We start from the raw sequence: 25,011 nt of genomic DNA, 5'->3' as shown, positions 1-25,011 counted from the left end.
CTTAAATGATTTAGAGTTTACGCCGTTTTATTTAGATTCGTATAAGAACATTAAAAGCTGCAAAACTAGTGTTCGGTGAGGAACAAGTCGTGGTCTTAATAAATCAATATTATTTCGCATAATGTATATTATGTTAAATAGAATATCTAAGACTGTAGCTACCACAACCTGTTCGTAGCTACAGCTCAGCAACATGAATCTCTACGATCATAATTCACGTTGCTGAGCTCGAGTTCTCATTCCATAAAAAGAAAGGTCTAGATAAGACACTAAATCAAATGGCAGAAGATTTTTACAAGTCGGCTGTCTAGAATCGCCCAAATAAATGTCTCCTGCTATTTCAGCACACATCAATAGGAAGATAAGCTGTAATTTTCTATGTTAATTACGCTTAAATGCTAACCCTCTCATTTTTCAACTAGCTCAGGTTATAATGATGATCTCCCCAAATTTAGTTGATCTATTATGAATGCCTCCAATGACCCTCTACACGGCAAAAAACTTGCTGATATTTTGGATGAGTTATTGGATTATTACGGTGGCTTTGAAGGCTTAAGTCGTAAAATTGAAATTAGATGTTTTTGTATAGATCCAAGTGTTAAGTCATCATTACGATTCTTGCGTACCACACCATGGGCGCGTGAAAAAGTAGAAAGCTTATATTTGTATGTCTTACGCCAAAAAGCCAAGCAGAAATCGTAGCTATCAAAACCCTAACTTTAGCATTTTAATGAGTGGTGGACTGCCACCACTCTCCTAGAAAAATTTTGTCTATTCTTAAGATCTTTTTAGTAGGAAAATATGTATTCATAGCTAGGTTCCTGAACCAAATATTTTATAAGTTATAATTTTAATGCTCTAAGTAATTAAATTTGTTGTTTATTAAACATAAATTAAATTTTGAACTAGATTTCAGGTGGATATAAGTGCAGTAGAATTAATTCAACAAACTGATATCTAAACACTTTTATAATTACCTTTTGGTCTTAGATTACAATGTTTGTTGACATAATCTTAAATATTAAACACAATGTTTTCATTATATAAATATGTCTAAATTAATAAAAATGCCTTCAATTTACCAACTTAAACCTGCATTTCAAAACCTACTTCGTCCATTTGTGAAATGGCTTTATTTAAAAAAAATTACAGCCAATCAAATTACCCTTTCAGCGATGTTCATCTCTGTAATGCTAGCAATCGCTTTATACTATGTGTCTATCAACCACCAGCCTGTAATCCTGTTTTTGTTATTTCCAGTATGGATGCTCCTTCGTATGGGATTTAATGCCATTGATGGCATGCTCGCACGTGAGTTTAATCAACAAACAAAACTTGGCGCTTATTTAAATGAAATCTGCGATGTCATCTCAGATTCAGCACTTTACCTATGTTTTTTGGGCTTAGCCTTTATTAATTCCTTCCTATTGGGACTGGTTGTATTTCTGGCGATTCTGAGTGAATATGCGGGTGTTATGGCACCTTTAATTGGTCAGGAACGCCGTTATGATGGCCCTATGGGTAAAAGTGACCGTGCATTTTGGTTTAGTTTAATTGCACTATGTGTCAGTTTCAGTTCGTATTTAAAAGAAAATAACTATTTAAATTCAATAATTTATTTCTGCAATGGAATACTTCTTTTTATTGCAGTACTGTTGATTTTGACAATTTATAACCGGATTAAAAATAGTATTAAAATCTAAGGAAAATCAGATGCAAGTCTCACAAAAACATGTATTTACTACTCATGATGATAACCAATTAGCTTATCAATATTGGCCTGCTGCTATAAAACATGACACTAAAAAAGCAATTATCTTATTCCATCGCGGCCATGAACATTCGGGACGTATGGCACATTTAGTCAAAGAGCTTAATTTGCCAGAGTTTGATTTCTTTGCATGGGATGCACGCGGACATGGAGACTCACCTGGTTTACGTGGTGATGCACCGAGTTTCTCTGCATGTGTGAAAGATATTCAATATTTTGTACAACACATTGAAGCTACTTATAAAATTAAATCCACCAATATTGCTGTTATTGGTCAAAGCGTTGGGGCTGTTTTGGCCGCAACATGGGTGCATGATTATGCGCCAAAAATCAGAGCTTTATGTCTCGCTTCACCTGCATTTGACATTAAACTCTATGTACCATTTGCAAAAACAGGTTTATCTGTCTTAAGCAAACTTAAAGGTAATTTCTTTATTACCAGTTATGTAAAAGCGAACATGTTAACGCATGATATTGAGCGTGCAAAAACCTACGATACAGATCCGCAGATCGCCAAAGCCATTTCTGTACGAATGCTTTTAGGCTTATATGCAGCATCGCAACGTATCGTAAATGACGCACAAAATATCTTTGTTCCCACTCAAGTTTTATGTTCCGGATCAGACTTTGTCGTATTCCGTAAGCCACAACAACAATTTTATGAAAAACTTCCTCACCCTCGTAAAGAGTTTCATATTCTGGAAGGTTTTTATCACGATACCTTAGGTGAAAAAGATCGTCATATTGCAATCGAAAAAATCCGCCGTTTTATTTTGCAAAGTTTTTCAGAAGATTATCAGGCTCCTGATGTACTCAATGCCGATAAAATCGGTTCAAGCTGTGCAACTGCCGAGCAACTCAGTAGTCCACTGCCCGCTTCTTCAATCAAGAGTTTGTTCTGGAACTTAACCAAACGTAATTTAAAACTCGGCAGTAAATTCTCACATGGACTGAAGATTGGCGAAGATACGGGTTATGACTCCGGCAGCACTTTAGACTTTGTCTATCGAAATCAGGGTGAAAGCAAGAATATTCTGGGCAATATCATTGACCAGCAGTATTTGAATGCTATTGGTTGGCGTGGTATCCGCGTGCGTAAACAGCATATTGAGCAGTTATTGGCAAAATATGCAAAAATTTTGACTAAACAACGTAAGGATGTGCGAATTCTGGATATTGCTGCCGGTCATGGCCGATATATTTTAGATGCAGTCAGTGAACTCGCAACGCCACCTAAATCGGTATTATTGCGAGATTATAGTGAGTTAAATGTCGAATCAGGCACAGCATTGATTCAAGAAAGGAAACTGGACAATATTGCTCAATTTGAATTAGGCGATGCGTTTGATACTGCATCATTGGCCAAAGTTAAGCCCAAGCCAAATTTAGTCATTGTATCTGGGCTTTATGAGCTGTTTAGTGATAATGACTTATTAAGACAATCACTCTCAGGTATTCATCAGGCCATGTTACAAGGTGGTTTCCTGATTTACACGGGGCAAATCTGGCACCCACAACAAGAGTTTATTGCACGTGCTCTCACCTCGCATCGTCAAGGTGATGCCTGGGTCATGCGTTTACGCTCACAAGCTGAAATGGATGCACTGGTTGAACAGGCGGGCTTTAAAAAAGTAGACCAATGTATTGATGAATTTGGAATTTTTACAGTTTCGGTTGCTCAAAAAATTTAAATAAAGACTTTTATGCAAAATAATATTTTAGACCGCCAATCAGGTACATGGAAATGGGGACTACTCTGCTTAGTCTTTTTAGCCCCATTTTTCTTTTTAACCTATGGTTTTGCAAATCAATATGCATCCAGCCTAAACGATGTTCCAAGTATTGTTTTTTCATGGGAGCATCATATTCCTCTTTGGGCCTGGACGATTGTGCCTTATTGGTCGATTGACCTTTTTTATGGCTTATCTTTGCTATTGTGCTGGAATAAATTTGAATTAAGACAACATCTGCTTAGGCTATTTACAGCTCAGGTTATTTCTATCAGCTGCTTTTTAATTTACCCCTTAAGATTCAGTTTTGATCGTGCGGAGTTACAGGGTTTTTTTGGATTGTGGTTCGAGGTGCTGATGGGTTTTGATAAACCCTTTAACCAAGCGCCATCATTGCATATCGTCTTACTGGTTATTCTGTGGGATTTTTATCGTCGTCATATCAATCCGAAATATCGTTGGTTAGTTCATATTTGGTCGTTGTTGATCGGACTATCCGTCTTAACCACATGGCAGCATCATTTTATTGATATACCTTTGGGTTTATTGGCTGGGTCGCTATGTTTATGGCTATTTCCACTCTCAGTGAAAGCACCTTATCAGAAAGATCCTGTACAGCAATTTACACCGAAACACTTAAAATTAGGTACTTTTTATCTAATCGGTGCCTTGCTGTGTATTATACCTGCATTTTTATTTAAAGGTATTTGGTTATGGATGTTATATCCAGCCATTTCCCTGTTCTTGGTAGCCCTGGCCTATTTCACAGTTCGGCCTCATATTTTTCAAAAACAACGAAACGGTCAAATGACGGTTGCCTCATGGTTGTTATTGGCACCCTATTTTCTATTTGCATGGTTGAATAGTCGATTGTGGACTCGTCGTCACCCACAAGACTCTCTGGTTCTGCAACTCAACGGCGTAGAGGTTTATCTTGGTCGTATCCCATCTGCGAAACACACAAGACAATACGATACTTTATTTGACTGCTGTGCTGAATTGGCGGTAAATCAGCATGTACAACCCTATGAAAAATTGAATAGCTTAGATTTAATCCCTATGCAGAGCACGCAATTGCTGTTAGCCGCAGAAGCATTTGACCGTTTTGTGCAACCTTTGATACAAACCAATCGAACACATAAAGTTCTGATCTTTTGTGCGCTTGGCTATTCACGTAGTTGTAGTGTATTGATTGCATGGTTATTACAGCAAAACTATGTCTCTGGAGTTGATGAAGCCATTACTCTAATTCAACGAACGCGTCCCTGGATTGTTTTAAATGAGACACATATTACTGAAATTAAACGTTTCCAAGAGCTGCTCGCTCAGGAGAGACTGCAATGAAAATGAATTTTGTCGTAGTTAACCAATTGCTCAAGCAAAGTCAGAGTCTCTTAAAATCAGGATATTTAGCTTTTATTTTATCCATCATCGCATTATCTTTATTTTCGAAAATGCAGATCGTAATTCCTCTTTTACTTGTTAGTGCTTTATTGGCGCTTCACCATTATCTATTTATTCGGATTGAGTTTGATCGCGGTCTGGTACAACATATGATTGAGCGGTCTGAGGAGATAGAAAGTCTTACTCAGCAACTGGATCAATCGCTGTTAAATTTGAAATTGGTGCCCTCAAGTAAAACAGAACGTGATTGGCCTGAACGCTTCAAAGGTTGCTTAAGACTCTTGAAAATACAGGTTGCTATTGTCTTAATACAATATTCTCTATTTATTATCCTTTTTTATAAATTAGCGCATAGATGAAGCTTGAATGAAAAAAAATATAATCACGCAAACCGTTGCTCGTTTTATCGCATTTCTTACCCGTCGCGGTGCTCGCTTACTGACAGGCGCACGCAGCTTGTGGGTAGGTTGTGAGCCTGAACTTAAACAACGTATCTACTATGCTAACCATAATAGTCATATTGACTTCATTTTATTATGGTCTTCCTTGCCAATTCACATTCGTCGACAAACTCGTCCAATTGCAGCGTCTGATTATTGGCTAAAAGATGGATTTAGACGTTTTTTAATCCAAGATACATTTTCCGGTGTGACCATCCAACGTAATCGTAGTGATCAGCAAGATCCGTTACAGCCGGTGAAAGATGTCTTGGCAGAAGGTTATTCCATTATTTTTTTTCCAGAAGGAACTCGGAACTTAAATGATGATATCGAACTACTTGAATTTAAAAGTGGTCTATATCATCTCAGCCAACAGTTCCCCGATATTGAAGTCGTACCTGTCTGGATTTCCAATCTAAAACGGGTGATGCCCAAAGGTGCATTTATTCCTTTACCCCTACTTTCTACGGTTATCTTCGGCAAACCTTTAGTGCTCAATCAATTCTCAGATAAAGAGCAGTTTTTAAAACATGCTCAGCAGCAATTATTAAAATTAAAAGAGGCAGAGAATCAATGAGTCTGGACAACCTACAACAAACCTATCTACTGTTTGCAATCTTTGCCGTGATTTTAATCGTTGCCTCAAGTATTGGCTTTATTCTCAAACAAAAAGCTGGAACAAAGCCATCCCCAGTGATTGATAACTTGAATGCCCGTATCAATGCCTGGTGGAGCATGCTGATTGTCTTGGCCGTAGCCATACTACTGGGTAAAACCGCTTTTATTATCTTGTTTGGTGTCATTTCATTTTTTGCGCTACGCGAATTTATTAGCTTATTACCAACACGGCGTGGTGACTATCTGCCTTTGCTGATCGCGTTCTACTTTGTTATTCCTTATCAATACTATCTGGTCTATACCAACTGGTACGGACTATTTTCGATTTTCATTCCGCTTTATGTCTTTTTACTTATTCCCATCGCCAGTCTAAAGCTCGAAGATACCACACACTTTTTGGAAAGGAGTGCCAAGATTCAGTGGGGTTTAATGGTAAGCGTATTCTGTATTTCCCATGTCCCTGCCCTGTTAAACCTCGATTTACCCGAATTTAAAGGTGAAAAAATTTGGTTGGCGATTTGGTTGATTATGGTGGTTCAAGCTTCTGACGTATTGCAATATGTTTGTGGCAAACTTTTTGGAAAACATAAAGTAGCGCCGACACTTTCTCCATCAAAAACCGTAGAAGGCCTGATTGGCGGCATCATTCTGGCAACGGCCCTAGGTGTATTGATGTCATCACTCACCCCATTTAATTACTGGCAAGCAGCTTTGATCGGCTTGATTATATGTATTTTTGGATTCTTTGGAGGGCTGGTAATGTCAGCCATCAAACGTGACCGGGGTGTAAAAGATTGGGGACAATTGATTCAAGGTCATGGCGGCATGTTAGATCGTATCGATTCAATTTGTTTCTCTGCACCGATCTTTTTCCATATTCTACGCTATTGGTGGAGCTAAAATTCCGCTGGCTAGAGAGCTTCGTTTAAATGAATACTCGAGATGCTCTCTACACTCCTCTACCAATAACGTATGAAATGTTATTCATTGCGGACCCAGTTGTCGTGGTGATGATCTTTAAAGAACATTCTGTAGTCAATTTTATCCTAAAATAAACTTTTCTAATTGAGGTTGAGCCAGATGCTTTTTAGCATGTTGTTCAACCTCAATTCAAAGAGCAACTGGCTTCTTTATTCTAATGTAAAGGCATTTTTTCAAACGAACCTTGTTGAGCACCAAGCTCGGAACGTACCACCTGTAATTCAAATCCCTGTCTGTCTAACTCGGCTCTTGCACTTTTATCAGTCAAAGAAACAACGATACTCACCAAAAATGCGAGTGGCATTGAAAACAAAGCTGGATTATCAAATGGGAATATTGCTTTTTCATGACCTAGTACACCTACCCAAACTGTCGGTGATAAAACCACAAAAGTAATTGCCGAAATGATTCCGACAAACCCACCAAATATAGCGCCTCGGGTAGTTAAATCTTTCCAATACATAGAAAGAATAAGTACAGGAAAGTTGGCGGAAGCAGCAATACCAAATGTAAGTCCCATTAAAAAAGCGATGTTCATTTTTTCAAATAAGATTCCACATGCTATGGCAATCACACCTAGAACCACCACAGAAAGTCGAGATACAACCATTTCCTGTTTTTCAGTTGCCTTACCTTTTTTAATTACTTTTTGAAATAAATCATGGGAAATCGCAGAAGCTCCAGCAAGTGCCAAGCCAGCCACCACAGCTAAAATCGTTGCAAATGCTACAGCAGATAAAAAGCCGAGTAATAGATTTCCACCTAGGGCTTTTGCTAGGTGCATCGCAACCATGTTACTGCCACCTATTAAATCTCCGCCTAATTGCCCATCTACAAAATATTGAGGATTAGTGCCTACTATAGCGATGGAAGCCAACCCTAAAATACAAACCACAATAAAGAAGTAACCAATATAACCAGACGCATAAAAGACTGAACGGCGCGCTTCGGCAGCATTTGGAACGGTAAAAAAGCGCATCAGAATATGGGGTAAACCTGCTAAACCAAAGATCAATCCAATAGACATAGAGAGTGTATTAATCGGATTGGATAGCATTGGACCCGGTTCTAAGACCTTTTGTCCTAATTTATGTGCATTTACGGCGGCCTCAGCCATATTATTTAAACTAAAACCAAATGCTTTAAATGCCAGAAAGACTAGAACTGTTCCACCAAATAGCAAAAGAATAGCTTTAACTATTTGTATCCATGTGGTTGCAAGCATTCCTCCAAAAATGACATACACCAGCATTAGACAACCGACTAGCATGACGGCAATTTTATAATCTAGACCAAACAGTAATTTAATAAGCTGACCAGCACCCACCATTTGCAAAATTAAATAGCAACATACAACAATAAGTGAACCACACGTTGCCAAAATACGGGTGCGCTGCGGATCTAATCGATACGAAACAATATCTGCAAAAGTATATTTACCAAGGTTTCTTAGTCTTTCGGCCATTAAAAAAGTTAAAATCGGCCAGCAAACAAAAAAGCCCGTTACATAGATAAAACCATCATAGCCTTTGAAGAAAACCATACTGGAAATACCAAGTAAGGTTGAAGCCGACATATAGTCTCCGGCAATTGCTAAGCCATTTTGCTTAGCTGAAATGGCGTTGCCAGCCGTATAGAAATCTTCTTTCGATACTGTTTTCTTTGCAGCTTTAAAAGTAATAAATAATGAAAGGCCGACTACACACGCAAACATGATAATTGCGGTCCAATTTCTTGGCTCAGTTTGGGCAGCCTAAACAGCAGGACTGAGTAAAGTCAGAAGAATAAAAACAATATATTTATTCATAATGATACTCCTTTCTTAATTTTTCTTTTTGTTTATCAAAATATTGATTTGTAATAAATATATATAAGCCCGTTATGACCCAGCTCAATACAATGACAATGGCAGCAATCGGTAAACCCATTGTGATTTTGCTTGCCTCTAGTGGCATTGCCAGCAATTCAGGGCGAAAGGTGGCAGTTCCTATAAAAATAAAGTAAATGCTGAGTACAATTAAACTTAGAAAAACGGCGAATCGATTTCTCTGCTTTACCATTTTTTTAAATTTCGTATCTAAAACGATATTTGCTTCCTGAGGATAGTTCATATAAAAAGTCCTTTTTTATGTAGATCATTATTTACATTCAGCAAAAGCACTATTGGTGAAATAGTCGTGATAACGTTCTCTCAATATTTTTTTACTGATTTTTCCAGTGGGTGTATGCGGTATTTCTTCAACCAATATGGTTGCTGATGGAATGGCCCATTTATGTAATTTGGATGATAGAAAAACGACAATTTCAGAATGTTCAATTTTTTCTTGTGGAGACTTTGGCACCAAAATTAAAAGTGGGCGTTCTCCCCATTTTGGATGATTGGCGGCAATAACAGCGGCTTCTGCAACTTTTTCATATCCCATCGCTACATTTTCAACTTCAACACTACTGACCCATTCTCCTCCTGACTTGATCATATCTTTGGCACGGTCTGTAATATGCATATATCCATATTCATCTATGCATGCGATATCTCCTGTATCAAACCATTTGTCCTCTTCTTCTACTGCTTTGGGTTGATTGATATATTGCTTGGCAATTGTATGGCCACGTACTTCTAAAATGCCTTCATGCACACCATTGTGAGGAAGCAATTGATGGTTCTCATCGCGCAATCTCATTTGAACGCCGAAGATAGGTTTGCCGCATTTAATTGATTGGGTTTCGACATTATTTTTGATTTGGTCTAATCGATTACAGACTGCCATTGAACTGGTTTCAGTCATTCCCCAAGCATTTTCAACTGAAATTCCATAGTGGCTCAAAGACTCAATCAGCGAATATGGCGCAGCTGAACCACCAGATATCGCCCGTTTTAAACTGACTGATGAAATATGGTGGTCTTCAAGATAATTTTTAAAAGCATTCCAGATGGTCGGAACAGCCATAGAAATATCGACGTGTTCTGATTGGATCAGATTAAAAATTTTCTCGGTTTGTCCAGCAAATGAGTGAGGCCAAACGATTTTTGCCCCCGATAAAACCGCATTAAATGGCATTCCCCAAGCGCTAATATGATAAAGAGGAACCAAAGGCATAATGCAGCTATCATGCGTTAAGCCAATCGCATTTGGCATAGCGAGTATTAATGCATGCAATACGGTACTACGATGTGAGTAAAGAACACCTTTAGGGTCACCTGTTGTCCCCGATGTATAGCAAAGGCCACTTGCACGTTCTTCAGGGATATCTGGCCAATCATATTGAGACTGCTCTGGAGCAATGAGTTCTTCATAAAAGACAAAGTCAAATTGTGCTTTTAGTTTTTTATTCGGATCACCAAGCACAATAAAATGTTTTATGACTGGCTTTATATTGTCATAAATAGAATCAACCAATGCCAAACAATCTGGTTCAATAATGAGTACTTCATCTTGAGCAGAATTGATAATTTGAATGAGCTGTTCAGGTGCCAATTTGGGGTTAATTGTATGGTAAATTCTTCCCGTACATGGAATGGCATAGTGCAATTCAAAATGCTGATATGAGTTCCATGCCATCGTCCCGACTTTAGCATCAGAACTTATATTTAATCGATCTAGCGCATTGGCAAACTGAGCTACACGTTCAAAAGCATCTTTATATGTATATCGATGTTTAGTTATCCCATCTGCTTTCAAAGTCACAATTTCTTGATCTGCGTAAACTGTCAAAGCATGCTGCATTATTGAAGTAATGTTTAAATTACAATGCATCATTAATCCATTCGTCATTCTTATTTCCTCACACAATTTAGCAACTGATTCAGATGCTTATATGAGTCAATGCAACTATGATGCCAAATTATTTTATTGTTATTTTCAACAACTTAATTAGTTTTATTGTTTTTCTTTTTTGAAAAAATTTCATTTTTGAAATTAGTGATTTATGAGTTTCATTCTACGCCACAAAGTGGTCCGGCTAATCCCGAGTTTTTGTGCAGCAAGGTCTAAATCACCATCTACTTCTGCAAGTGTTTGCTCAATTAAACTCAACTCTTGATTAACCTTTACCTTTTTTAATAAAGGTTGCGCCGTGGGCTGATTTTGGGATTGAAATAGCTCAGGTAACTGTTGCTTTAAAAATTCGGGAGTTAAAATTTCATGATCAAGCTGTAACAGCACATTGATTCTTTCAACAATATTTTCAAGTTCGCGGATATTGCCCGGCCAAGAATAGTGTAAAAAAGCCTTCTGTAAAATATTCGGCAAATCATCCAGTGTTTTTCTATATTTCTCTAGAAAGGAATTTGCTAAATACAAGATATCTTCTTTTCGCTCTTTTAAAGACGGCGTATACACTCGTAAAATATTTAAACGATAGTAAAGATCTGCCCGAAAGCTCCCATTTCGCACTAACTCATCTAAGTTCGCATGAGTTGCAGCAATCACACGTATATCTAAATGATGACTTACCACTGAGCCTAAGCGGTTAATTTGTCTTTCTTGTAAGACTCGTAAAAATCTAGTTTGTAGATGTAATGGCATATCTCCAATTTCATCTAAAAAAAGCGTACCGGTATGTGCCGCTTCAATGAGACCAATACGCCCATTTTTCTTCGCTCCAGTAAAGGCACCTTCTTCATAACCAAATAATTCGCTTTCTAACAAGCTTTCTGGAAAAGATGCACAGTTGATTGCAACAAATGGTGCTTTATAACGACTGCTATGGTTATGAATACTTTGTGCTAAAACTTCTTTACCTGTACCACTTTCACCAGTAATGAGAATCGTACTATCGGTTTTTGCATATGCTTTGGATAACTTGATAATTTGTTGAAAATTAGCGCTTTGTGTCAAGATCTGATCAAAGGTATACCGTGTATTAAAATTCTTTGATGAAACCTTTCTAAACTGACTATTAGACTGCTCTAATGCGTTTAGTTCCTGCACTCTTAAGATATAGCCATCTATATAGTCATTTTTTAGTTTGGAAATATATACAGCAAGTTTTAAATTTTTAAATTGGACGAGTTGATGACTATTTTCTTGGTCGATATCAAAGTTTAATCCTTCAAAAATTTCGAGTGCTGATTTGTTTAAAACGTCTGAAGAGTCTTTTTCAAGTAACGAACTCATTGAGTTATTTATTAAAGAAATCTTTTTTTGCTTAGTGATAAAACAAATACCTTCATTTAAGTGATTAAAGATCTCGGTTAAACGTAAGGTTGAGTACTGTTCTCTACGAATCTTTTCAAGGGTACGTAAGGCATTTTGCAGTAGGTCTTTTAAAGACGGCACACTAATCGCCAAATGTCCAACTAGGTTTTCATTCAGAGCTAACTCTACTGCAACAGGTGAACCAATAATCGCATCAAAACCTTGATTTTTAATTAAATGAATTGTTTTCTTGGCATCTAAATATGAATCATAGTTAAACTGTTGTATATCTAAAGCAAAAATATCAGAGTAGTTCTCAAGATCGACTGTGGACGTATTACCCACCAAAGCAATTCGCTTATATTGTTTTAAGTTTGATATGGCTTTTATGACATCAAAAGTACCAGTTCGAATGACCTGAATATCAATATTTAATTTCTTCTGTAGAAAACTCGCGGTCGCTCCCGTACATAGAAGAATCTGACAGCCATTTTCTACCAAGCTTTGAGCAACATCTTGCACATCGGAAATATGGCATTCCACCAAATCGATTTCATTCGACTCTACTTCACTAATCGCCTGCTCAACCAAAGATCGAAAACCATTAATATTAGGTTTTTTAATATAGGTGACCAAAATATTAATTGGTTTTCGATTAAGCATTTTTTACTCCATTAAAAAACGTTTTATATAGGCGCAGCGCTATGACCGCCATCGACTTTAATTTCGATACCTGTTATGCCTTGACCTGCTTGCGAAGCAAGTAACAGTAAAGGTCCATTTAAGTCATCAAATTCTACAAACTTCCTTGTTGGAATTTTCTTTAAAAGCTGTTGGCCAGATTCGCCAGTTAAATATTCCTCATTAATTTCAGTGATCATATAGCCTGGCGCGATGGCATTTACATTTATACCAAATCTAGCCAGTTCTACTGCCATAACTTCTGTTAAATGACGTAAGCCAGCCTTCGATGCACAGTACGGGCTAACACCCAGGTTGGTAGACTGAGACAGAATTGATGTGATATTGATAATAGACCCTTTACGACCAGCCTTAATCATATGCTGCACAACTTCTTGTGCACATTGCCAAGGCGCTTTGAGGTTAGTATCTACAATCTTATCCCAATCTTCATCGTTATAGTCTAAGAAACGCTTGGTATCACTCACCCCAGCATTATTGATTAGAACATCTATTGTAATTCCTTCAGCCTCTAGAACGGTAAGCATATCTTTTACAGCGTTACGGTCATTTACATCTAATGCAAAGGTATGAACTTGTACACCAAATTGATTGCTTATATACGATTCTAATTCTTTCAATCGCTCTAACCGTCTGGCACAAATAACGATATTGGCGCCTTCTTTTGCAAATAATTCAGCTATATGATGACCCAAACCGCTTGAGGCACCCGTAATTAAAATATATTTATCTTTTACATCAAAAATATTCATTCTCTTATCCCTACTATTACAACTGCTTCCCTAATAGTTTTTTGGCTATGCTCATGCGGTGAACTTCATTCGCGCCATCATAAATTCTAAAACCACGAGCATCTTTAAAAATCTTGCAAACCACTGATTCATCCGTCATGGCCTGTCCACCTAAAATCTGAACTGATCGGTCCACCACACGCCAGATACCTTCAGAGCTGATCACTTTGACTAGACTCGACTCATAATTTCCTTTCTCACCCAAGTCTAAAACCTGGGCACAATAGTGAACGGCTAATCGAGTCGTTAAAATATCCATTTCATTGTCGGCAAGCATAAAACCAACGCCTTGGTGGTCTCCTAATCTCTTACCAAAAGATTGGCGTTCTCGCGCATATTGAGTAGCAATATCATGTGCTCTCCTTGCTTGCCCCAACCATCTCATACAATGTGTTAAACGTGCTGGTGCAAGGCGAACTTGAGCATATTTAAAGCCTTTACCAATTTCACCCAACACATTTTCTTTAGGTATACGTAAATTCTCAAAGCGTAAAATGCCGTGGCCACCTGAAAAGCATGAGTCCATAGCATTCATATTTTTTTCTAATATAAAGCCTTCAACATTGGTGTCTGTTAGAAACATTGAAGCGGAGCCATCTTGCATTTTTGCCATAATAATCGCAACACTCGCTCCATCGGCTCCTGTAATTAACCATTTATGGCCATTAATAATATAGTCATCGCCATCTTCAATGGCTGTTGTTTGAAGCATGGATGGATCCGAGCCAGCTCCGGGTGCCGGTTCCGTCATGGCAAAGCACGATCTAATTTCTCCAGCTACCAATTTTCTTAGCCATCTTTCTTTTTGTGCATTGTTTGCGACAGCATCTAAAAGATGAATATTTCCTTCATCTGGCGCATGAATATTTAAAGCGATTGGACCTAAAGCAGAATATCCTGCTTCTTCGAAAGCTACAGCCTTTTGCAGATGCGACCATCCAAGCCCTCCCATTTCTTGACTTGCATGGGGAGTTAGCAACCCCCAACGACGCGCGCGACTCACTAACTCTTGGCGTAAAGCCTCACTAGGCCCGTGGCTATCTTGACGAGGATCATTTTCTAATGGAATCACCTCTTGTTGAATAAATTCTCTCACTTTCTGTTGTAGTTCTAATAATTCATTAGATAGTGTAATCATGAGCTGAGTTCCTTTAATTTAAAGCCTTGAGTCGCGATATAAGTTTCATACACATCATCCATAGCGCTATTAAATAGCTCATTTTTAATCAGATTGTACGGCGTGAAATTTTGAAGCTTGATTCGTTTGCTTATTACCTTTTGATTTTCAATCCTTAGATCAAGAATATTTAAGCAGCCATAATCTTGTTCCTGCGAATAAACATCTTTGAAGTCATGTCCATATACCCAATTAATGAGTATCCGATTTACAATATCGTGTGAAGAAATCAGGATGTTCTGGTCTTTGTCTGCTGTTAAAATCATGTTTTCAAACCATGTCAGTACACGAGTAATAAAGAGCGACCAACTTTCGCCTTGTACAAATAGTTCAAGATTATTTTTATAGAACTGATAGGCCTTTTTGATTTCCAGTTCAGCACGATCCAACGAAATTTCTCTTAAACGTCCTGCTCTTATTTCCCGAATATCATCGAATGACTGAATGTCTTTATGCTCGTTTTGATAGCGCTTCAAAATTTCGGCTGTCTGAATCGAACGAGGCATGGTAGATGAGTAAATTTTTTCAAAACTAACATTTTGTAATTGATGAGCCAGTTGTTGTATTTGCTCTATTCCTCGTTCGGATAACTGTGCAAACTTAGGATTAATTGGGTTCTTATCTGCATCAAAATATGAAACGTGCCCATGCCGAACTAAATAAATTCGTAGCCGATATTTATCCATGTTGAGCTGCCTTTGGTTCAGTAATTTTTAAGTCTTCCGAATTAAGAGCTTTTAATATCTCAAATGTTTGATCCGATTGTTTACCTTCACGGATATTGCTAATAAACAATTGAATTGCCTCATCAACATCTTTGATTGGAAAAGAAAAATAATCTTGCACAATGCCTGAACGATGCAATGTAGAAATATCCTTTTGCAAAATATAAGCCTGCAAAATTTCCAAGCTTCTCATGAGCATTAACAAGTTATATTTCTGACTGCCCGATTGCGGTAAAAGCTCATTTTTAATGACGGCTTGGCTGGCTTTGATCAGGTCAATTATTTTTTGCTCGCTCATTCTTTTTCTCTCAATATTTCCAGAATATTTTTCTCAAGGCGGGGAACTAAAAATTCAGTTAGGGCTAATTCGAGTGATGGAGTATCCATTTCGTTGTTTCGGTCAGACTGCTGCATCGCAATGATTGCCCATCGAACATGCGACAGTACATGCCAAAACTTCATTTCAAATTCAGGGATATAAATATCGGAAACTTCAGCGTAAGCTTTCGCAAAGTCCTTATATGAACCGATTCCCCCCGCTATATTTTCATCTTGTCCAAAACGCCAACATTTAGAGGTAAACCAGCCTAGGTCTTCTCTCCGATCACCCCATTGCGTAAATTCCCAATCTAAGATTCCTGAAATTTGATCGTCATTAACCATGATGTTACCAATGCGGTAATCACCATGGACTAGTACCAAATCATCAACTTTCGGAAGATTGTTAAACATCCATTGAATAGCGTACTCAAGGATTGGACGTTGTCTTTTTAAGTGATCCAGTTGTTCTAGAAAACCTGTAAGTTTATTTTCCAAATACTGATCTTTATCTGGCTTAGGAAGTAGTTTCTCTAATACTTCATCTGATTGAATGGCATGAATTAAAGCAAGTTGCCTACCAATGTCTTGAGTAATCTTTTTACGTTTTTCTTCTTCTGTAATTCGTACTAGTTTATGGCCTTCTGTTACGCCGTCGATTTTTTTCATAATGAAGAAATCACTGTTTAAAAAGTTAGGTGACTTCTCGAAATAAAGTGGTTCTGGCACTTTAATTCCAAAGTGATATAACCGATCTAAAAGTAAAAATTCCTGCTCCCGATCTGAACTAGCCTCTACACTAGATTCAGCATTTTTACGCAGTACTAATGCAAAATCTTCAGACTGAACTAGCCAATTTTCTTGGATAGCCCCACCACTCATTTTTTTTAACTGAATTTCATGCGGGATTAGCCCTAGATTCTGCTGCAATATTCCACTCAATTGCAGTATATGATTTGCATTCATTATTTACTCCTGGTAGCTAATCCTACTGGAGCAAATTACATGCCATTATTTTTACATTTAAATTCAATAATTTAAAAATTAACTATTGTTTCAATTATGAAACCTATTTCATATTTGAAATTATATTAGAAAAAATTAGTATTATTTGATCGATAGAGCTTAGCCTCTAAACAGAATTTAATGTTATCTGTTTACTTCCCGATAAAATTTTGGCGTCACATTGGTCCACCGTTTAAATGCACGTGAAAAATGAGAAATATCCGCATAGCCCAAACGATTTGCCACCTCTTGAATAGTGATCTTTGGCTGTTTTAATAAATACTCGGCCTGCTGTCTACGCACTTCAGCCAATAACGTCTGAAACGTTGTTTGCTGCTGTCCCAATTGCCGTTGTAATGATCTTTCTGAAATATGCAGTTTCCCTGCAACTTGTTTGATCGATAAAAAGCCCTCATGTTCATCATAAATCATGGCTTTAATGACAGCATCCAGACGGTCCTTATCCCTCCTTTTTTGTGCCAGTTTCTGTGCATCCTGCAGGCACTGTTGTCTGCTTAAACGTGCAAGCATGGCATCTGCAGTTTTGAGGGGTAAATATAAGTATTCTTGCTTAAAAGTCAGGCAATCCGCTTCAGCAGAAAACACTACGCTCAAGTTCTTGTCCGGATGGATTCTTTTATAAAAATCAGGCTGGTCTTGCTGAAATTTATAATCAATTTCCAGATTAACTTGAGCCAGATTTTGCAGAATTTGTCCAAATCCAAATATCAGAAAACAAGTAGCATGTTGATTTAATCGCTCCTGAGATAAAGGCTGAGCAAAATATAAATGCACCCTCTCCCCGTCAATCCTAAGCCGAGGTTTAAAAACGGCGCAATGTAAACCAATAAATTGTTCTAAAATCTCGATCGCATCCCCTAAGGTATGTGCTGTGGTCGCCGCTATTCCTACATTGCCATAGCAAGACACCCGCATGTCTCGGGCAAGGTATAAACTAATTGCAGGTTCCCGGGTTAATGTAGCTGCTTTCTCTAGTAAGTAATTGAAGATATTCAGGTCAACATACCAAAATGGCGCATCCAGTTTTTGGACCTGAATGCCTGTACCAGCCAGCATTTGCTGAGGTGAAACATTCCATTTTCCTATGACATCAATCAATAAGTTGACGTAGCTTCCGGGTAATTCTGGATTCATTCTTGTTCCGTGACTTAAGGATAAATTGGCGTGAAATGGTAAATATTGGCAGCTTATGAACTATGCCAGTTTTACGCTTTTCAGCATAGTTGATTTATCTAAAATGTGTTTATGAATGTGACTTACCAATGAATATACTGATTGTTCATGCCCATCCAGAAAACTTATCCTTTACCGCAGCCTTAAAGAATAAAGCAAAGGAAACATTTGAAAAACTCGGCCATCACGTTGAACTTTCTGACCTGTATGCCATGAATTTTAACCCTGTGGCTTCTCAAGATGATTTTGAAAGCTTAAACCAGCCTGATTACCTAAATTATGCCTTGGAACAGCGTTATGCCTTCAAGCATCAGCAGTTTTCACCGGATATCCAGACCGAACTTGAAAAAGTACAACGTGCAGACCTGCTGATATTGAGCTTTCCTTTGTACTGGACTTCCGTTCCCGCCATCTTAAAGGGCTGGATTGACCGTGTATTTGTATCAGGACTATTTTATGGCGGAAAACGCTTTTACAACCACGGTGGTATGCGTGGGAAAAAAGCCATGCTGTGTTTAACGTTAGGTGGTCGTGAGCATATGTTTGGTGAAAATGCTATTCACGGGCCGATTGAACATTATCTTGCACCGATCCAGCGTGGGACATTGGCTTATGCCGGGTTTGAAGTGTTACCGCCCTTTATCGCTTATCACGTGCCCTATATCAGCAACGAAGCCCGACAAAAACTGCTAATTGATTTTGAGCGCTATTTGTCGCACCTCGATGCGCTACAGCCGCTTGAGTTTCCAATACTTGAAAATTTTGATGACAAGATGCATCCGCTTTAATTCAAAAATTCAGCTCTCTATGGACAGTCAAAGCCAGTTACTGTCCATCAATATGGCTAGTATTGATCAAATCCCTATCGCTTTAGATGGGTGGGGATTTTCCCCCATCTAAATTCACATGCTCCATCTTCTTTTCCTCATTCATATAACTATGAAACGTCAAGGAATCTTCATCTGGATGACACCATGCTGTCATCAGCACTGCCTAGAGTGTTGACATCTTTATTCTGGATGAAGCAGATGTTACAAAAAATGAAACGATGGCTCTCCTGCCTCGCTATTGTTCCCGTGCTATTGGCACTCACCGCCTGTAATGATTCAAATGACGATCAGGTTGCAGTGAAACCTGATGATGCCAAAAAACCTGTGATGCGCTGTGCACCATAACCATAAAAACAATAAGAGGAAATCGCGTGATTAATCGCCGTCAATTTTTAGCAAACACACTTAAAACAGGTTTTGGTGCTGCCGCTTTAACCACTTTTCCAGCAAGTATTCAAAAAGCGCTAGCGATTCCGGCCAACAATAAAACCGGAACGATTCAGGATGTTGAGCATGTGGTGATCCTGATGCAGGAAAATCGCTCATTCGACCATTATTTTGGCACACTGAAAGGGGTCCGAGGCTTTGCTGATCGCCTCACCATTCCATTACCGAATGGGCGTACAGTTTGGCAGCAACAACGCAGTAATGGTGCTCTGTTAACTCCATTCCATTTAGATGGCTCCAGCAATAACGCCCAACGTGCGCCCGGCACCCACCATACTTGGGTGGATAGTCAGAAAGCATGGGACAATGGTCGTATGACTCACTGGCCAAGCTATAAAACGGACTATGCCATGGGTTATTTTAAGGAACAGGAAATCCCTTACCAATTTGCCTTGGCCAATGCGTTTACGATTTGTGATGCTTACCATTGTTCCATGCATACCGGTACAGATGCCAATCGTTCGTTCCATTTGACCGGAACCAATGGTGCAGTCCCAACCAGTACTGCATTTGTAAATAATGAATGGGACTGGATTGATGGTGATCCCAAAACGGTTGATGTCGGTTACACATGGAAAACCTATGCGGAACGACTCGAAGAAGCGGGAATCAACTGGATTTGTTATCAAAATATGCCTGATGAATGGGGCGATAACATGCTTGGTGCATTCCGCACTTTTAGAAAAGCCAATATCGAGTCGGGCTATCCGGTTTCCAGTGGCGGCGCACCCAATAGTCCTTATAACAAGGCTGCACAAAAACTGCCGTACAAAGCCTATGATGCAACAACCGATAATGCCAACAATCCACTGTATAAAGGCATTGCCAATACTTTGCCGGGTAACTCCCCAGAAGAATTCTTAAATGCCTTTAAAAATGACATCAAAACTGGCAGATTGCCGCAGGTGTCTTGGATCAATGCCCCGTCCATTTATTGTGAACATCCTGGCCCATCTAGCCCAGTACAAGGCTCATGGTTTATTCAGGAAATCTTAGATGCGTTAACCGCCGTGCCTGAAGTGTGGAGCAAAACCGTATTCCTGATCAATTTTGATGAAAATGATGGTTATTTTGACCACGTTCCATCTCCATCCGCACCGACATTGCAAGCGGATAACACGTATGCAGGTAAATCAACGCTAAGCCAGACCGATATGCGTTATGAATACTATGTGCATGATGCTCCACTGGGTAGTACTAGCCAGCCTGAAAAAGACAAGGGGGTGTATGGGCCAGGTCCTCGTGTTCCCCTGTTTGTGCTTTCACCCTGGAGTCGTGGGGGAATTGTGAACTCTCAAGTATTTGACCATACCTCGGTATTGATGTTTCTGGAAAAACGTTTTGGTGTTAAAGAAACCAATATCAGCCCGTATCGCCGGGCCATCTGTGGTGATCTCAGTTCCGCCTTTAACTTTAAAACGCCGAATGAAGATGTGTTACCTCAACTCAATGGCAAACAAACCAGAGAGCAAGCCGATCAACTCCGTGATGCACAACAAAAACTACCTAATGTACCTATTCCCAGCAATTTACAATTGCCAATTCAGGCCAGTGGTATTCGTCGTTCTAAAGCACTGCCTTATGAACTACATACCAGTGCACGTTGCCTGAACGATGGAACGGTCAAGCTGCTATTTTCAAATACAGGCAGCCAAGGTGCGGTCTTTCATGTCTACGACACATTAAATTTAAATCGGGTTCCGCGCCGTTATATTGTAGAAGCAGGTAAAAGTCTGGATGATGTTTGGAATGCGCAAAAAGACAATCAAGGGCAATATGATCTGTGGGTGCTGGGACCCAATGGCTTTCATCGACATTTCAAAGGTGACTTGAATCGTAATCAGGATTTACACATCAATCCCGAAATTCGGGTTTGCTATGATATTGCCAATGGCAATGTCTATGTCGACCTGAATAATTCAGGAACGCAGGATATTGAACTGGTGATTAGCCCTGTGGCATATCGCACTGACCCTGCCCTCAAAATCGCCGTAAAAGCAGGACAGAGCTCTACTCAACATTGGGACTTGGCTGATACAGGACACTGGTACGACTTCGCTGTAACCTGCACACAGGAAGCCAAGTTCTATCGTCGCTTTGCGGGACGAGTCGAAACAGGTGAAGATTCGGTCAGTGACCCCGCAATGGTTTAAGACTTTTCCTCGAAGCATGACTGTTATCTCCTCGGTTGTAGGCAAAACCGAGGAGGTTACACTTCTGGAGATCCATCATTTATAAAAACTGAATACTCAACAGCCTTTAATTCTTATGCTGTAACTTATAGCACTCATCCAAAGCCAACTCATAATAGGCCAGACCTTCCTGAGCAGCCAGAAAAGCCTTTTGCTGCAGTACAGGGTCTTTATCGCATAGCCGTTTAATCAGCTCCATCGCTTCATAGGGATGCAAATCATCATAATGGGCGTGCGCTCTTAACCACGCCAAAGAGCGCTTGTTGATATTGACTTCCGGATGTTGAGTGTATACCTGAATCCCCTTATACACCTGAATGGTCCAGTCGCCTGTTGCCCATTCAATCGCAAGATTGGTTGCTGCAATACTTTCGGCCAGTGTCCCCCGGAAGTTAACATCCCACAAAAAGTGATTGACCGCGTTCATGGCCACAGGTGGCTTTACTTGATTCAACATCTCAACTGTCAGACCAAAGCCCCCCGCCCAGTCCTGATACCAGTTTAAATGCCGTTCTTCCACCTTGATATTCTGGATCAGCCAGTCTCGGGTTTCAGTCACTCCATCCAGTTCAAATGAGGTGGCCTTCGCCAATGATCCGGCCATATAGGATGGAAAATGGGCCACCAAAGGATAGAAATTCAATAAGGCCGAACGAAAACATTCCAGACTTAATGAGCCATTGGCCATATCCGTGAATAGTGGGTGTTTGCTTACTCGCTCTTTCGCAGGTAACAGGTCATCCCAGAACTGTTGCGCCCATTCGGAGTGAGGTGTGATTTCCAGTTTTGTTCCATATTGATTCATAGCAGTCATTGCGATGCATCCTATTTCGTATGACTTAATTCAATCATTGACCATGATCGATGCTTTTTTATAAATTGTAGCTCAATACCCGCAAGATACAATCGATTGCCGTTTAATTTGTAACAGCTTTTTATTTCTTGAATCTAATTTAAGCTTGAATCATTATTTTAGGCAATGCTTATTATTTAAAAATTAATATTTTTTTTATAATCTAATACACATTCCTTTTAAATCAGTGTAACGTAGTAAAAAAATAATCCCTATTTTGACATTTATAAGAACATTTTTGGGAGTGGTGAGAGATAAGATGAAGTTGAAAGCTTCCAATATATTGGGACAAGAACAAATCGACTTGTTAATTTCTCGCGGGCTAAATTTAGTTTGGTTTCCTAAAGAATTAGAAGTGATCTATCGTGATCAGTACAGAAATGAGGCTGCGCATGAGTTCCGTTATCGCGCCCCTATTATTTTAGGTTTATATCTATTTCTAAGCTTCGGTATCTATCAGGTCCTACCGACAGACCTGCGAATCACCTGGATGGCAACCTATGGCTGGGTTGGGATCATTATTACCTTGGCATGGATGCTGTCTTTCCTGCCCATGATGAATAAATGGTTTGATCACTATGTCTGCATTGGTTCCATGGGCGCCGTGGCCATTTCATTTACGATCATTAACGTACTCGAGCAAGGACAAAACAACGTTCTGTTCCATGCCGCCATGATGTATGCCGTGGTGATCATCTATGGTTTCGTCGGTATGCGCTTCTATACCGCGATCATTGCCGGCTGGGTCGGCGGTTTGATCGGGATTATTGCCAGTACCTGGCTCAGTGGTGCCATCGACTGGACCTTCCTGAACCGCACCTATACCTTCAGCAGTTTTCTGGGCATGGCACTCGCCTACGCCACCGATCGGCAACACCGTGAAAACTATCTGCAAAACTGCATGATTGAGCTCAACCGTTTAGAACTGATGCGACAGGCGCAGCAGCTTTCGATTCTGTCTCAACAGGATGCCTTAACCGGTCTGGCCAATCGCCGCTATCTGGATGAGGTGCTGGAGAATGAATGGAAACGTGCCACACGCCATGGATTACCAATCACCATCATGATGATCGATATCGATTTCTTTAAGCTCTATAACGATACGCTGGGGCATATCCAGGGTGATCAATGTTTACGGCGCATTGCGATCATGCTCGGCTCTATCGCCTCACGTAGTGGTGATCTTGCAGCGCGTTATGGTGGAGAAGAGTTCCTGCTACTGTTTGCCATGACGGATCGCGAGCAGGCACTGGTACAAGTCAAGCGGTTGATGGAAATTATTAATAATATCGGGATTGCCCATCCCAAAAGTCAGGTTTCCAAATATGTGACCATCAGTGTGGGGGTTGCTACCATGATGCCGAAAATTGGAGATAGCCTGTCAGAGTTTATTGCGCAAGCGGATCATGCGTTATATATCGCGAAAAGTAATGGTCGCAATCAATATCATATTGCGTCAACTAATAATATAATTTCCGAAACTTTATAATGGATGCATATTATTAAATACAGGTTAAATTACTTTAATTTTAAACTGAATGATAATGAGACGTAAGCCACACATATAATAAATTATTTGTGTGGCTTAATCTTTTTTATATTAAGGTTCGATGGGTTTAAATGGAGCAACCACATCGGCATTTTGAGCACGATGTCTTAAAAAGTGATCCATTAATACAATCGCCAGCATCGCTTCAGCAATCGGCGTTGCACGTACACCCACACATGGATCATGACGACCTTTGGTCAATACATCGGTATTTTCACGTTCAATGGTAATGGTTTTACCTGGCGTGGTAATACTTGCGGTCGGCTTTAATGCAATTGCAACACGGATGGTCTGTCCACTGGAAATTCCCCCCAAGATACCGCCAGCATGATTGGCAAGGAAACCGTCTGTGGTCAGCTCATCACGGGTTTCATGACCAAACTGCCCAGCAACTGCAAAACCGTCACCAATCTCAACTCCTTTAACCGCATTGATACTCATCATGGCATGAGCAATATCTGCATCTAAGCGATCAAATACAGGTTCGCCCCAACCCACAGGTACTTTTTCAGCCACGATCTCAAGTTTGGCACCACAACTGGTGCCTTGCTCACGTAAAGCAGTGACCAGCTGTTCAAAACGCGGAACGGCATCTACATCGCCACAGAAGAACGGATTATTCGGTACTTCCGCCCAATCCAGTTTTTCTGCAACTTCATTACCAATTTGTGTGACATGTCCACGAATATCAATACCAAACTTTTCAGCAAGATATTTCTTGGCAATCGCACCCGCAGCAACACGCATGGCAGTTTCACGCGCACTTGAACGACCACCGCCACGATAGTCACGGAAGCCGTATTTTTGCGTATAGGTATAGTCCGCATGGCCCGGACGGAATGTTTGGGCAATATTGCCGTAGTCTTTGGATTTCTGATCGGTGTTCCGGATCAACAAACCGATTGATGTGCCTGTGGTTTTACCTTCAAACACACCTGAGATAATCTCAACCTGATCCGGTTCTTTTCGTTGCGTCGCAAACTTTGACGTTCCTGGTTTACGGCGATCAAGATCTTTTTGCAAATCGGCTTCACAAAGCTCAAGACCAGGTGGCACCCCATCGACAATTGCCATCAAGCCAACACCATGTGACTCACCACAGGTTGTTACTCGAAACAGTTGCCCAATACTATTCCCTGCCATGTT

The 25,011-nt window shown here is 39.7% G+C and carries 22 protein-coding genes and 1 pseudogene; 11 read left to right on the top strand and 12 right to left on the bottom strand.

What is annotated here, in order from left to right; all coding sequences use genetic code 11:
* Positions 1–465: 465 nt before the first annotated feature.
* From J699_RS16560 to J699_RS16590, 7 genes are all read left to right on the top strand, one after another.
* Positions 466–702 (top strand): VF530 family DNA-binding protein, encoded by a 237-nt coding sequence (locus J699_RS16560; protein ID WP_003651786.1) that lies wholly within the window; start codon positions 466–468, stop codon positions 700–702.
* A 365-nt stretch (positions 703–1,067) separates the two neighbouring features.
* Positions 1,068–1,703, top strand: coding sequence for a CDP-alcohol phosphatidyltransferase family protein (locus J699_RS16565; RefSeq protein WP_032869192.1), 636 nt, complete (start codon positions 1,068–1,070; stop codon positions 1,701–1,703).
* Positions 1,704–1,713: 10 nt separating this feature from the next.
* The gene (locus J699_RS16570) at positions 1,714–3,462 is read left to right on the top strand and encodes a bifunctional alpha/beta hydrolase/class I SAM-dependent methyltransferase (RefSeq protein WP_032869190.1); all 1,749 of its coding nucleotides are present in this window, start codon (positions 1,714–1,716) and stop codon (positions 3,460–3,462) included.
* 12 nt (positions 3,463–3,474) lie between these two features.
* Complete coding sequence (locus J699_RS16575) at positions 3,475–4,845, top strand: phosphatase PAP2/dual specificity phosphatase family protein (protein WP_032869189.1); 1,371 nt, start codon at positions 3,475–3,477, stop codon at positions 4,843–4,845.
* Positions 4,842–5,264, top strand: coding sequence for a hypothetical protein (locus tag J699_RS16580; RefSeq protein ID WP_032869188.1), 423 nt, complete (start codon positions 4,842–4,844; stop codon positions 5,262–5,264). The genes J699_RS16575 and J699_RS16580 overlap by 4 nt, the downstream gene beginning before the upstream one ends.
* A gap of 7 nt (positions 5,265–5,271) precedes the next feature.
* A complete protein-coding gene (locus J699_RS16585) occupies positions 5,272–5,922 on the top strand; it encodes a lysophospholipid acyltransferase family protein (protein WP_032869187.1) in 651 nt (216 codons plus the stop codon).
* Entirely contained in the window at positions 5,919–6,863 is a 945-nt protein-coding gene (locus tag J699_RS16590; protein ID WP_032869186.1) for a phosphatidate cytidylyltransferase, read from the top strand. Before J699_RS16585 ends, J699_RS16590 begins: the two co-directional genes overlap by 4 nt.
* A gap of 235 nt (positions 6,864–7,098) precedes the next feature.
* Here J699_RS16590 and actP read toward each other — a convergent pair.
* From actP to J699_RS16640, 10 genes and pseudogenes are all read right to left on the bottom strand, one after another.
* A pseudogene (gene actP / locus J699_RS16595) lies at positions 7,099–8,751 on the bottom strand (cation/acetate symporter ActP).
* Complete coding sequence (locus J699_RS16600; RefSeq protein ID WP_032869184.1) at positions 8,744–9,055, bottom strand: DUF485 domain-containing protein; 312 nt, start codon at positions 9,053–9,055, stop codon at positions 8,744–8,746. The pseudogene actP and the gene J699_RS16600 overlap by 8 nt, the downstream one beginning before the upstream one ends.
* Before the next feature lie 27 nt (positions 9,056–9,082).
* Positions 9,083–10,717 carry a long-chain-fatty-acid--CoA ligase gene (locus tag J699_RS16605; protein WP_032869183.1) on the bottom strand — a complete coding sequence of 545 codons (1,635 nt, stop codon included), beginning with the start codon at positions 10,715–10,717 and terminating at the stop codon, positions 9,083–9,085.
* 144 nt (positions 10,718–10,861) lie between these two features.
* A complete protein-coding gene (locus tag J699_RS16610; RefSeq protein ID WP_032882681.1) occupies positions 10,862–12,745 on the bottom strand; it encodes a sigma 54-interacting transcriptional regulator in 1,884 nt (627 codons plus the stop codon).
* A gap of 23 nt (positions 12,746–12,768) precedes the next feature.
* Positions 12,769–13,536 (bottom strand): SDR family NAD(P)-dependent oxidoreductase, encoded by a 768-nt coding sequence (locus J699_RS16615; RefSeq protein ID WP_032869181.1) that lies wholly within the window; start codon positions 13,534–13,536, stop codon positions 12,769–12,771.
* Between the two features lie 16 nt (positions 13,537–13,552).
* Positions 13,553–14,713, bottom strand: coding sequence for an acyl-CoA dehydrogenase family protein (locus J699_RS16620; protein WP_032869180.1), 1,161 nt, complete (start codon positions 14,711–14,713; stop codon positions 13,553–13,555).
* Positions 14,710–15,438 carry a histidine phosphatase family protein gene (locus tag J699_RS16625; RefSeq protein ID WP_032869179.1) on the bottom strand — a complete coding sequence of 243 codons (729 nt, stop codon included), beginning with the start codon at positions 15,436–15,438 and terminating at the stop codon, positions 14,710–14,712. Before J699_RS16625 ends, J699_RS16620 begins: the two co-directional genes overlap by 4 nt.
* The gene (locus J699_RS16630) at positions 15,431–15,775 is read right to left on the bottom strand and encodes a hypothetical protein (protein WP_032882679.1); all 345 of its coding nucleotides are present in this window, start codon (positions 15,773–15,775) and stop codon (positions 15,431–15,433) included. Before J699_RS16630 ends, J699_RS16625 begins: the two co-directional genes overlap by 8 nt.
* Positions 15,772–16,761, bottom strand: coding sequence for a phosphotransferase family protein (locus tag J699_RS16635; RefSeq protein WP_032869177.1), 990 nt, complete (start codon positions 16,759–16,761; stop codon positions 15,772–15,774). Before J699_RS16635 ends, J699_RS16630 begins: the two co-directional genes overlap by 4 nt.
* Positions 16,762–16,944: 183 nt before the next feature.
* On the bottom strand, positions 16,945–17,955 hold the full coding sequence (locus J699_RS16640) for a helix-turn-helix domain-containing protein (RefSeq protein WP_032869176.1): 1,011 nt from the start codon (positions 17,953–17,955) through the stop codon (positions 16,945–16,947).
* Positions 17,956–18,083: 128 nt separating this feature from the next.
* Between J699_RS16640 and J699_RS16645 the strand changes: the two genes are divergently transcribed.
* The 3 genes from J699_RS16645 (at position 18,084) to J699_RS16650 (ending at position 21,424) form a co-directional block, all read left to right on the top strand.
* On the top strand, positions 18,084–18,782 hold the full coding sequence (locus J699_RS16645) for an NAD(P)H-dependent oxidoreductase (protein WP_032869175.1): 699 nt from the start codon (positions 18,084–18,086) through the stop codon (positions 18,780–18,782).
* A 186-nt stretch (positions 18,783–18,968) separates the two neighbouring features.
* A complete protein-coding gene (locus J699_RS0218335; protein WP_032869174.1) occupies positions 18,969–19,169 on the top strand; it encodes a hypothetical protein in 201 nt (66 codons plus the stop codon).
* Between the two features lie 26 nt (positions 19,170–19,195).
* Positions 19,196–21,424, top strand: coding sequence for a phosphocholine-specific phospholipase C (locus J699_RS16650; RefSeq protein ID WP_032869173.1), 2,229 nt, complete (start codon positions 19,196–19,198; stop codon positions 21,422–21,424).
* 106 nt (positions 21,425–21,530) lie between these two features.
* Here the strand turns inward: J699_RS16650 and J699_RS16655 are convergent, their stop codons facing one another.
* Positions 21,531–22,277: a TenA family transcriptional regulator gene (locus tag J699_RS16655; RefSeq protein ID WP_005285764.1), complete on the bottom strand. Its 747-nt coding sequence runs from the start codon at positions 22,275–22,277 to the stop codon at positions 21,531–21,533.
* 298 nt (positions 22,278–22,575) lie between these two features.
* On the opposite strand from J699_RS16655, the gene J699_RS16660 reads away from it, so the two are divergent.
* The gene (locus J699_RS16660; protein ID WP_005230393.1) at positions 22,576–23,805 is read left to right on the top strand and encodes a GGDEF domain-containing protein; all 1,230 of its coding nucleotides are present in this window, start codon (positions 22,576–22,578) and stop codon (positions 23,803–23,805) included.
* A 111-nt stretch (positions 23,806–23,916) separates the two neighbouring features.
* On the opposite strand, the gene aroC is transcribed toward J699_RS16660, so the two are convergent.
* A complete protein-coding gene (aroC, locus tag J699_RS16665; RefSeq protein ID WP_005257576.1) occupies positions 23,917–25,008 on the bottom strand; it encodes a chorismate synthase in 1,092 nt (363 codons plus the stop codon).
* Positions 25,009–25,011: the final 3 nt, after the last annotated feature.

Origin of the sequence: Acinetobacter sp. 1000160, from assembly GCF_000588715.1 — a bacterium.
GTDB lineage: Bacteria > Pseudomonadota > Gammaproteobacteria > Pseudomonadales > Moraxellaceae > Acinetobacter > Acinetobacter courvalinii.
The sequence above is the reverse complement of the archived record's forward strand: the minus strand, read 5'-3'. Positions and strand labels throughout refer to the sequence as shown.